The sequence below is a fragment of the Ureibacillus sp. GCM10028918 genome (assembly GCF_042666115.1).
In the GTDB taxonomy this organism is placed as follows: Bacteria; Bacillota; Bacilli; order Bacillales_A; family Planococcaceae; genus Ureibacillus.
In genome coordinates this window covers 373,188-384,917 of record NZ_JBHTFK010000002.1, presented here as the reverse complement: position 1 = coordinate 384,917, position 11,730 = coordinate 373,188, and the positions used below count along the sequence as shown (strand labels likewise).

The following is an 11,730-nucleotide window of genomic DNA, read 5'->3' as shown; positions in this document are numbered from 1 at the left end:
AAACTGCTCATTTTGTGAAATTACCTAAAACAGTGTTACTGTTCCCTTCTCTCCATTACGTTTATGCCAATCCCCATCAGTACTACCGAGATGAATAGCAATATTCCTAATGGTTGAAGCAGATCTTTAAACGAGCTATTATTTATCGTCACACCATTTAGCAACTCTAAACCATATGTTATCGGCGAAATATTAGATAAAGCTAAAATAACTTCGGAAGTGACAATTTCAAGCGGCCAGTAAGCACCACCCAACATCGCGAATGGCACAGCAATCACCATAATTATAGCATTGAATTTACCTGGAGTGCTTACCACTGACGCAATAAATATAGAGAGGGCGACAATACATAGCAAATAAGGAATCACCAAAAGTAAACTTTTATAAAAACCTCCATAAAAATCAACACCTACAACAAAGTGGAAAATTGAAAGAACAAGTAGTACTTGTATATAACCTATTAAAAAACTATATAGAATATTAGCAATATAAATTTCTGTTTTTCCGATTGCAGAGGTCGTTAAACGGTCCCATATATGCATTCTTCTATCCATTATGATTGGGTAAACACCGTTTGACACAGTATAAATTACCATAAATAAACTAAAGCCAAACAAACTATGGAGTTTAGAATCCCAAATAAAATCTTCATCATTTGTAAAGCTTGCATACTTTATATGGAAGCTTGGGTCTGCAGCAGCTTCATTAATTATTTGTTCTGCCTCATCTTGTTGATTGGCAGGAGTAGCACGAATGATTGCTTCTTTTTGTGTAAGTTTGCTGTAAATCATCGTCAGTTCATTGGTGATCAGAGCCTCATCCATAAAATCCGGCGAAGTAATCAGCTCATAACCATCCTCCATTAAGTGAACTGCAACCTCAAATTCCCCATCTTCTACAAATGAAACTGCTCTATCTGCTTTGTATAAAGTAAATTCCATTTCTGGTATTTTTTCAAGTTCCTTCATGTAGATTTCTGTTTGCTCATCAATAAGGTCCGAAAAAACGGCTACGGGGAATTTACCTTGCGAACCAAGGCCGAGTACATATGCAAATGCACAAATAACTATAGTGATAATGATAAAACTAGCTGGTTGGCGTACTAACAATAAAAATTTAGTTTTTAATATGTGTATCATACATTACCACCTCTTTTCGGAAAGAAAAGGAAAGCTAATAGCAAAAACAAAGCAGCTAAACTTGAGAGAATTGTGATATTAGGCAATAAATCATTTAAACTCCCATTTTGAACAATCGTTAAATAGCCATCTAAAGCTGCCCCATTAGGAGTAAACATCCCTGCATTGGCAATGAATGGCGATAAGCTACTGATATTAAAATAACTACCTCCGAAAAATGCCAAAATCGCTACGAGAGTTGTTGAAAATAAATTGGAAGCACCTGCGGAATTAGATCGAAAGTTAATAGATGATAAAAGTGCTGCAATTGCTCCAATAACACTTGAAAAAACAATAGAAAGCAATAAAAACAGCTCCCATTTGGCAAAACTGATATTAAATACAAAGTACGAGAAAGAGAATAAAATCAACACTTGTATTAATGAAAATATTATTGAAGAAACAATAATACTTAATAAATAGGTAACCGGATGAATTCGAGCAAGCAGGATACGATCAAAAATATGAGTATTTTTTTCTATAAACGATTGACTAGCTAGAGTACCCGCAACATATAGCATAAACATGACAGTCATACTAAATGTGTAATAGACACTGGAAGATACCTCTTCCAAGGAATCCACAGAATGTATCTGAGAATGTATTTCCTTAGTAGGGAGTGTAGTCTTATCTGACAGAAGATTATTTTTCCCCAGTTCCGAGAGCAGGGTAAATTGTTGCTGATAGAAATCGAGAATATGTTTGACTATCATTGCAGTAACTTGTTCACCTTCATTCAGATATACTTCAATAGCGGGTTTCTCCTGATCATAGAAAATGGCGTTTAGATATTCTATTGTAAAGTTTTTCGGTATTTCCAGAACAACATCATAGTCTCCGCTTTCTTTTGCCTCCGCCAAGCTTTTCGCTTCTAGCTGTGTCACATGAACTAACTCTTTTATTTCTTTATTAGATTGAAGCTCTTTTAGAAGCAACGAAATCGGCAACGAGTTTTCCATATTTTCAATTGCTTGTGGATCCATTGGAATATTAGGAGGTAAAGAATTCAAAACATGTTGAAATTGCTCTTGTTCATCATCATATTCAATAATAGCCAACTCGATGGTTGTCATCTCGGAATTTCCTTCCATTAAGGGTCCTAAGGCAAAACTCAGAATACAAATCAGAACAATGGGCATTACGAATAAGGTGATAATCTCTGAGGGACTTCGAAATAATAACTTAATTTGTTTTTTTAGAAGCGCTATAAACATGATTTCCCCCCACTAATTTCGTAATGCTCGACCTGTCAAATGCAAAAATACATCTTCAAGGGAGGCTTCTTCTACCTGGAAACTTTTTAAAATGACATTATTTTTTTCACACAGCGATAACAACATTGGCAAAAAATCCATTCCTTTGGCAACAGTAAACGTAACCGCAGCATCTTTTGCGTTTATATTAGATAACATTGGTTGCGTTAATAAATCATTTAAAAAACCTTTAGAATGGTATTCAAGTTTGACATGTACTGTATTTTCCGATGAAAGTACCGCTTTTATTTCTTCTTTTGTACCAGATGCTATGATTCTCCCTTTATCCATAATGTAAATGCGATTACAAAGATATTCGACTTCTTCCATGTAATGACTCGTGTAAATAATTGCCATATTGGAATTTTCATTTAAAGTTTTTACAGTCTTTAAAATATGATTTCTGGATTGTGGGTCAATTCCAACAGTTGGTTCATCCATTATTAAATATTTTGGTTCATGAAGCATTGCAACGCCAATATTTAGACGCCTTTTCATACCACCCGAATAGTGTTTTACTAGCTTTTTTGGTTCATCCTGTAATCCAATTTGCTCAAGAACAATCTCAATGCGTTCATTTAACAATTGCTTGGGCATTTTTTGAATGCTACCAAAAAAATGAAGATTTTCTCTCGCAGTTAAATCTTGATAAAGTGCAATTTCTTGTGGAACGACGCCTAAAACGTTTCTAAGCTCGGATGGATTTTTGAGGATACTTTTTTGATTTAGCAATACATCCCCTTTTGTCGGAGATATTAATGTGGATAGCATTGCAATCGTTGTCGATTTCCCCGCACCATTAGGGCCAAGCAATCCTACTATTTCCCCCGATTCGATATATAAATTCACTTCATCCACAGCTGTTAATTTTTTAAAATTTTTAGATAAATCAACCACTTCAATCATATAAACGCCATCCTTTCTATGTATACTTTAACAATTTGGAAAAAACTTTCTAAGTAGCTGACGTCACTATACACTGTGACCTAAGTCATTTTTTATTTATTGCAACTTGGCAAATAAAAAAAGCGGTATATAAAACCCGCTTAAACTAAACCATTTTTCACTGCATAAATGGCTAATTGTGTTCGATCACGTAAATCTAGTTCTTGTAGAATGTGGGTAATGTGGTTTTTAACAGTACCTATAGATAAAAATAAACTACCGGCTATCTCTTTATTTGTCTTTCCTTCTCCTACTAACCTAACAATGGATAATTCCCTTTCAGTTAACGGAATCTGAATTTCTTCATTCTTTTGTCCAACACTTTGTTGTAATAACTTCGGCATTAGCCTAGCAGCAATATCTTCTTGCAATACTAATCCCCCACTCAATACACTATGAATTGAAGAAATTAGTTTTTCAGGTTCAGAGGATTTCAGCAAGAAACCATTTGCTCCGTCTTTTAAAGTTTGATAGGCATATTCTTCATCATCGAATGTAGTTAAAATAATGACTTTCAAATCTGGATATTGGGATTTAATGCGTTTTGTAGCCTCAATCCCGTTCATTTCCGGCATGCGAACATCCATCATTACCAGATCTACTTGGTGATCTTTTAGTTGGTTTAATGCTTCTATGCCATTACTTGCTTCTCCTATAACCCGTAATTTTTCATCTTGTTCCAGAATCAATTTTAATCCATTACGGACAATTGACTGGTCTTCAACGAGCAATATTCGAACCGTCATTTTCTATCACTCCTTTTGCACCATGCATGGCTGTATTTTTGTAGGCTTTCATCGGAAAAGTACCTTTAAGTATAAATTGGTCATTCGTTCTCAAAATCTTTAGTTCCCCTCCAATTTCCTTAAGGCGACCCTCCATGTTGCTTAAACCAAATCCTTGAATAATTGGGTCTTCCGAAATTATTTTGTTCTTGACTTCAAACTGCAAATTTTGTAATGAATTTACACCTACAATAACTTCTACTTCCTTAGAATGACTATATTTCATGGCATTTGTTAAACTTTCCTGCAACACTCTATAAAGGACAATGCTTTGAATATTGGACAGGGGTAAGGATAGCACACCTTTTTCAAGTGTGAAGCGAATATGTAAACGGCTCTCCATTTCTAGTTTCCGTATTAGTTGAATAACGGATTGAATTCCAGTTGTTTCAACAGATTTCAATTGTCTAACTGCATATCTGGTCTCTTCTAAACTTTCTCTAGCTAATTGCTTTGCTTCTTGAATACTATCGGTTTCATTTTGTATTGAAATGACCTCAAGCTGCATTAATAGAGAGGTTAATTTATGTCCAACTGAATCATGAATATCCCTTGCAATTTTCGTGCGTTCTTCCGCTCTTACAAGCTGCTCTTGCTCAACAGACATTCTCTTTAGGTGCCTATATTCTGTTAACAATTGATCATAGATAAGTCCTTTCGATTGTGCATTCTCCATATACTGATAAAGTAAATAACTAACAACAAAAACGGTGGCCATTAAAAGGAAAACATAAATTGGCAGGTTGTTTACAAGACCGAAAATCATACAGACTGCAATCGAAGAAAAGAAGAACACATAAAAGTGCCTGCCTTTTAATAGAAAGATTCCTTCTACTATCATAAAACCAACTAATGGTAACCAATATGAATGATTCATAGAAGTAAAACTACTAATTGTTATTAAAAGTAGTATAAGAAAAAAATTAATGATTGGTTTATGGATAATAGGAATTAGAAAATATAAACAAAAGACCCCTGTTATGAGAAATAACGTACTTGTGAAGCCATCTTTTGTATAAAATGTATGAAATAGCAAACTCCCAATGATAGCAACAATACAAGTTAGTCGAAACAGAAATACTTTCAATACCATTCACCCGACTTCTTAGCAATTTTTTACAGACTTCCCTATATTATATATCGATTATTCCGTTCTTTATATGGTAAATGATATATTCTTAGGTAAGTTCTTTAGAGACCTTTTTTGTTTCAGAACACAAGCGAAAAGCGAACCGCTTAGCCCTGTGTCGACGAAAACACCACCTCGTGTGGCAACGTCGACATGACTTACATCGTGTAAGCCCCAAGCTGTTTATGAAACCTGACGAATGGGCTTGCATCTGCCGCTTCACTTTCGATGCAGATAAATTGCATCTGCCGCTTCGCTTTCGATGCAGATATATTGCTTCTGTCGCTTAATTTTAGATGCAGATAAATTGCTCACGTTGTTAAGCGCAGGCCGAGTCTCGAGGGGATGGGCTGCTTGCGCTAGATGTAAAATTACGATTTCAGAAACTATTCCACTCAGCAAAATTTTAAAATTCCCCTGTGAACGAGAAAAAAGAGGAAGCTTATTGGCCACCTCTTCCATTCAAATATTTTTATACTTTCTAAACTCATCCAAGAACAGTTGGTAGTTATCAAACTTGATAGCAATCTTTTGGTATGGCTTTTTAATACCCATAATCAATGTTGCTTCTTTTGGTTTATTTAATTTGAGTATGACATCCGGGACTACTTCTTCAAAGTCTTTTGCCATAAAATCGATCGTATCGTTTGTAAGTTTTTGCTTTAATATTCCTTTATCTGTAATGATCTCATCAATTTCTTCCCACTTGATTTCCATTCGTTTTATTAACCCCAGTGAAATATAAAATTTGCTTTCGTCTATATGGACTGCGTTTAATCGGACTGCCTGGATGTCTGCTAAAAAGAAAATTGCAGAATATATATTAAAGAGGAGTAACACTAGCGATAGGAGGATGGATTTATCATGCAGCCACCAATGGATACCTATCGTTTCGATTACAATGGCGTGAATCAACATAATCTGGAATGCAATATAACTTGAGTTTTTGTGTAAAGTTATCGTTTGGTCATTTTGATTGGGCTTTTTTCTCCAGCTCATAAATGCATAATAGAACATTAACATTTCTGAACAAATGATATGGATAATAGGATGTTTTTTTACATAATGATCGACGGCATTTGAAAAACCAAAAAGCATTGGCAGTTTACTTTTTTGCGTCGCTTTCACAATTTTGGGTAAAAATCTAAATAAGGTCACGATCAGAAGTAATTCTAGTAACACTACCCCTGCCTCAACTGCAAATCCTGCCCATGTAATCGCTGCGTACGGCTCTAAATACTCCATAGGTATTAGGAACCTTGCTGCAATAAGTCCTGTTGCTGTAAGAAGAACAAATACTTTGATACTTTTTTGTTTTCTCCACAATAAAAATAACAATGGTGCAATAATCACTATATCAATTAATGACCCAATAACAACACCGTTTGTTGCTCCTTGTAATACTCTTTCACCGATATCGGTATGATATAAAATCATGTTACTTCCGAGAACGAACAAAAGTAGCATTAACCAAATTGTTTGCCTGGATTTTTGTAAAACAGCCATGTAATTCCTCCAATACAATTTATTGAAGCCCCTTTATATTCATTATAGAAAATCTTGTATGCGCATACAAATTACAATATTTCGAATTTTATATAGTCTTCAATAAAAAAACTTGAACCTACACATAAGTGTAAGCTCAAGTTTCATTTACTATTTAACCCCAAACTTCCTCAGCAATTTCCTTAACTAGAGTAAGCTTTTGCCATTGGTTTTCTTCTTCTAGAATATTACCGTCTTCTGTTGAAGAGAATCCACATTGCGGGCTTAAGCAAAGTTGATCTAAAGGAACGAATTTAGCTGCTTGATGAATGCGAGCTTTTATTTCTTCTTTGTCTTCTAATTCACCAAATTTTGATGTTATTAACCCTAACACAATTTTTAAATCCGGGCGATTTACATATTGTAATGGCTCAAAGCTTCCAGAACGCTCATCATCAAATTCCAGGAATAGTCCATCAACATTCAAACCACCAAAAATAACTTCGGCAGCAAAATTATATCCACCACTAGAAAAGAATGTTGATTTATAATTTCCACGGCAAATATGCATAGTAATCGTCATGTCACTAGGTTTATTCTTGATGGATTCATTAATGACATATTGAAGTGTCTCCATGAATTGTTGTGGGTCTCTACCTTCTGATACTAATTTTGCACGTGATTCTTCTGAGAATAAGCTAGCCCAAGATGTGTCATCTAGTTGTAAATAACGGCAACCTGCATCATAAAAGGCTTGGACTGCTTTTTGATAAGCCTTAATTGTATCTTCGATTAACTCTTGATTATTTGTATAGATGTCTGCATTAAGATCTGCACGAGCGTGTAACATGTTCGGGCTTGGTATTGTAAACTTCACTGTTGAATCACCGGCATGTTCTTTGATGAATTTAAAATGATCTAAAAATGGATGGTTGCCAAAACCAATTTTCCCAACAACTCGTACTCCTTCTTTTCGTGTCTCTAGGTTATGGAAATTCAAGCCTTGCTCTTTTTCGTAATAATCCATCCCATCAAGACCACCTAGGAAATCAAAGTGCCACCAGCTGCGACGGAACTCTCCATCTGTAATCGCTAAAACTCCACTATCCTTTTGTTTTTCAATTAGACGAATGATTGCTTGATCTTCTACTTTTTTCAATTCCTCATATGTAATTTCGTTATTCTGGAATTTTGAACGTGCTTCCTTTAGCTCAGTCGGTCTTAAAAAGCTTCCTACATGATCATAACGAAATGGTGTTGTTAATTGTGTCATCTTTTTTTACTCCTTTTCATAAAAAGCAATATACTTGGAAAGAAAATTATTCACACAGTAAAGTAACATCTACCCAAACTTTTTACATTTTTAATAAGTTTTAATATAACATAAAAACGTCAGATAAGACTAAGTTTTCCGACAATACTTATTGGTCATTTATTACAAGAATCTCTTTCTTACAGAGTGATAGTTCATTTTTAAACTGCTTGTCTATTACTTCACCGTTTTCATTAAAAAATAAAAATAGCTAACACCGATTAGTTCAATGCTAGCTATTTTTCAGATTAGATTATTCAGTTTCAATTTCTTTATCTGTTTCTGTTTCTGTTTCTTTATCTGTTTCTGTTTCTGTTTCTGTTTCTGTTTCAACTTCATTTTTATCCGTATATCTTGCGATGGTATTTATACGTTCTAACATTGGTGGGTGTGTATAACGGAAGATTTTAACAAGCCATGGTGGATTTACTTCACTTAATCCTGCTTTGGCAAGATTTTGGAATGTACTTACTGCAGCCTCCGCGTCCCCAGTTAGTTCCATTGCATACTCATCTGACCGTGTTTCCTGATATCTAGAGATAGCGTTGGAAATTGGGTTTGAAACAAACAGTAAAAAGGAAACTAACACGAAAAATAAAGGAAGTGAACGTATATCACTAACCTTCTCGATATTCAATACTCGTCCGAATTTAGAAACCATCCAGGGCATTATTTTAGAAATTAACCATAAACCAACTAATATTGATAGTAAATAGGAGGCAATTCCGATATAAATATGTTTCTCAACGTAATGTCCCATCTCGTGAGCCATAATAAATAGGATTTCTTCATCTGTTAAGTTATTTAGTGTTGTATCCCACAAAACAATTCTCGAGTTGTCCCCTATTCCTGTTACATATGCATTTAAAGCATTGGTTTTTTCAGACATATCGACCTCAAATACATGATCTGAAGGAATGTCCGCTCGATCCGCAAGACTTAGGATTTTCGCTTCAAGCTCCTTATCCTTCAGTGGTGTAAACTCATTATAAAGAGGATCGATGACAACCGGTTGGAGGTACATCATAAAAATTGCAAACGGTATTGTTAGCAACCAAGCATAAAGCCACCATTTTTTCGCACTCTTTTGAATTAACCAATACAACACTAAAACAACGAGTAATGTCGTTCCGAAATTTATCCAAAAATCGATCACATAATCCCGCATCCATGAAGAAAAATCCTGAGTGCTAATGCCATACTCTTTACTTAATGTATAGCGATAAATATCGATTGGATAGAAGATAATCGTTGTAAAAAGGTATAATAGGAATACATAAGCACCATTTTTTAATAATTTCCACCTTGTATCAGCCCAATTTTCCAACACACGTGAAAGTCCTGTAAATAAAATTAAAAAATAAACAAGCCATTCAAAGGGGGTAATAACAAAGAAGAGGAAATTCCGTATTTTTGAATAATCATCACTTAAATAAAGCTCACGTTCTGTCATAAAGGTTTGCGGGTCAGCCACTGTACCCTTTAATGTAGCTGGTACTCCTCCTGATGCCCCATGAAATATGTAAAAATACATACCAACAGCGTAGACTACGTACAAAACCAGCGCAGCTATGCTCCATTTCTTCGACAAACTTTCCACCTCAATTCTTCTTCTTACTTCAGTGTAAGAAAAAATGGACAAGATAGAACCATTTTTTTGAATCTTTTTATTTAACGAATCACTTTTTTCAAAATAATAATTTTGTTGAATAATAAAAGATGAGACGATTGTCTATTTACAGACAACCGCCTCTTCATAAACAAAATTGAATTTGCACTTCTCCAACTATCCATTATTAGGTGCATACAACTATAGCTTTTAAATACTCAACCATAGTTAAATAACGACTTATACATTTTGGGATCGGTTAAAAATTAATATTTACTGGACCTTCCCCTTTAGTATTCATCAGTTTTATTTGAGTTGGAGTAACTTTCAGAATAACCATCTTTGGATCATCGGGCCCAGTAAACCAATCTTTCAAGACGTTATTCCATACTTTTTCTCGCATTGAATCATCTGAAGATATTTCAACTTTCCCTTCAATTTCTAAATACTCATCTCCAAGTCCTTTTCCATCGTACCCAATGAGAATATGAGTATCTGGATTTTTAGATAATTCTTCTACTTTGTGTGTGTTGTCACTAGTTACTGTATATAAAGTAAAATTGTCATTGAAGAATGTCATATAACGAGAATGAGGTTTATCCCCTTCTACCGTTGCCATTGTTCCGACCATATTATCTTCCAATATTTGTACTGCAATCTTTTCTGGTGTTTTGGACATTTTTTTCTTCGCTCCCTTTTACATATCAGAAATAGTATGGAAAGATAACCGTGTATTTATCCAATTCAATTTATAGAGGTCTCCAAGTTTCTAAAAATTTTGAAGTACGCTTTCTGCCAATATCTATTAATGTATTTTTTGCTTCCTGATCTAAATCAAATTGTGTTGCACTATAATTCTCTACAGGGATGAATACAATATTTTTTTCATGCTTCCTTGATATATAACGTTCATCATGGGCATTCTTCATTGTTGAAAAAAGTGCTTCAAATAAATCTAACCCATTATTAATTTTCTGTGGAGGCATATCCTCTCGGGGATTACTGAGTTTTAACCCAATAATAGGACGTTGTTTGTTTCCATTATCAAAAATCCACAATGGAAAATTACTAAGAATGCCTCCATCCACAAAAAGGCATTCCCCTTTACCGTCTCTTAACTTAATAGGTTCAAAAAAAAATGGGATACCGCAGCTCATACGCAGTGCTTTGGCCACTGAAAACTTGCGCCAATCGATACCATAGGAGGCTAAATCGTCAGGTATGACAATCATTCTGCCATTTGTCAGATCCGATGCGACTAGTTTTAGTGAACCTCTAGGCAAATCATTAAATGTTAAAATTCCCTTAACAGCCAATTTTTTATAAAACCATTTTTCTAATGCTTTACCTTTATATAGTCCCATCCGAAAATATAAATTCAGCCACTTCAGGAAGGGAAGATTACCAACAGGTTTTGGAGGATCCAGGAGTGATTTTAATTGGAGTTCATCTAGCATTTTTTCAATTGCATTTGCAGTATATCCTGCAGCTATAAAAGTTGCCATAATGGCACCAGCACTCGTTCCGGCCACACGTTTAAAACAATAATTATTTTCTTCCAAAACTTGCATTGCCCCAATGTAAGCAAATCCCTTTATTCCACCACCCGAGAACACTCCATCAATAAGCATGTACACTCCCCTTTATTTGTTCTCGTTACACTTTAAGAAAAATGGGGAGATTTTAGAACTTATGTCGAAAAAAACATACAAAATAGAATAATAATTTTTGTAAGAAATAAAAAGTATTTGGTTTCAAACTGATTTGTTTTGAAACCAAATACTTCTATTTATTATTGGTTTAATCTGGATGGATTATGTTTATTATCGCGTTTATCCTTATTTTCATTTTGATTTTGCTTTTTTGCCTCATTGTTTTGACCAATGACATCAAAATCATCCGGACTCAAATCGTAGCCATGTCCATATTCTTCTCGATCTAAAGAGTTCTTTTTATCTTTACTCAACATCTTCACCTCCATAAGGATAATTTGAACCTTTTTGTCGGTAATTATGCTTTAGATAAACTTAAAAA

Annotated in this window: 11 protein-coding genes; all 11 read right to left on the bottom strand. The window is 34.6% G+C overall.

Going from position 1 to position 11,730, the window contains the following annotated elements; translation table 11 throughout:
• Positions 1–35: 35 nt before the first annotated feature.
• On the bottom strand, positions 36–1,139 hold the full coding sequence (locus tag ACFQU5_RS01835) for an ABC transporter permease (RefSeq protein WP_390284125.1): 1,104 nt from the start codon (positions 1,137–1,139) through the stop codon (positions 36–38).
• Positions 1,136–2,392: an ABC transporter permease gene (locus ACFQU5_RS01830; RefSeq protein WP_390284123.1), complete on the bottom strand. Its 1,257-nt coding sequence runs from the start codon at positions 2,390–2,392 to the stop codon at positions 1,136–1,138. Before ACFQU5_RS01830 ends, ACFQU5_RS01835 begins: the two co-directional genes overlap by 4 nt.
• 12 nt (positions 2,393–2,404) lie before the next feature.
• A complete protein-coding gene (locus tag ACFQU5_RS01825) occupies positions 2,405–3,337 on the bottom strand; it encodes an ABC transporter ATP-binding protein (protein ID WP_390284121.1) in 933 nt (310 codons plus the stop codon).
• 140 nt (positions 3,338–3,477) lie between these two features.
• Positions 3,478–4,122: a response regulator transcription factor gene (locus ACFQU5_RS01820; RefSeq protein ID WP_390284119.1), complete on the bottom strand. Its 645-nt coding sequence runs from the start codon at positions 4,120–4,122 to the stop codon at positions 3,478–3,480.
• Positions 4,097–5,038 (bottom strand): sensor histidine kinase, encoded by a 942-nt coding sequence (locus ACFQU5_RS01815; protein WP_390284117.1) that lies wholly within the window; start codon positions 5,036–5,038, stop codon positions 4,097–4,099. Before ACFQU5_RS01815 ends, ACFQU5_RS01820 begins: the two co-directional genes overlap by 26 nt.
• A gap of 714 nt (positions 5,039–5,752) precedes the next feature.
• Positions 5,753–6,796 carry a beta-carotene 15,15'-monooxygenase gene (locus ACFQU5_RS01810; RefSeq protein ID WP_390284115.1) on the bottom strand — a complete coding sequence of 348 codons (1,044 nt, stop codon included), beginning with the start codon at positions 6,794–6,796 and terminating at the stop codon, positions 5,753–5,755.
• A 154-nt stretch (positions 6,797–6,950) separates the two neighbouring features.
• Positions 6,951–8,048, bottom strand: a complete 1,098-nt coding sequence (locus ACFQU5_RS01805) for a 5-methyltetrahydropteroyltriglutamate--homocysteine S-methyltransferase (RefSeq protein ID WP_390284113.1) — start codon at positions 8,046–8,048, stop codon at positions 6,951–6,953.
• A gap of 292 nt (positions 8,049–8,340) precedes the next feature.
• Positions 8,341–9,678 (bottom strand): M48 family metallopeptidase, encoded by a 1,338-nt coding sequence (locus ACFQU5_RS01800; protein WP_390284111.1) that lies wholly within the window; start codon positions 9,676–9,678, stop codon positions 8,341–8,343.
• Between the two features lie 277 nt (positions 9,679–9,955).
• The gene (locus ACFQU5_RS01795; protein WP_390284109.1) at positions 9,956–10,375 is read right to left on the bottom strand and encodes a pyridoxamine 5'-phosphate oxidase family protein; all 420 of its coding nucleotides are present in this window, start codon (positions 10,373–10,375) and stop codon (positions 9,956–9,958) included.
• Between the two features lie 70 nt (positions 10,376–10,445).
• Positions 10,446–11,327 carry a patatin-like phospholipase family protein gene (locus ACFQU5_RS01790; protein WP_390284107.1) on the bottom strand — a complete coding sequence of 294 codons (882 nt, stop codon included), beginning with the start codon at positions 11,325–11,327 and terminating at the stop codon, positions 10,446–10,448.
• A 161-nt stretch (positions 11,328–11,488) separates the two neighbouring features.
• Positions 11,489–11,662 (bottom strand): hypothetical protein, encoded by a 174-nt coding sequence (locus ACFQU5_RS01785; RefSeq protein WP_390284716.1) that lies wholly within the window; start codon positions 11,660–11,662, stop codon positions 11,489–11,491.
• Positions 11,663–11,730 lie beyond the last annotated feature (68 nt).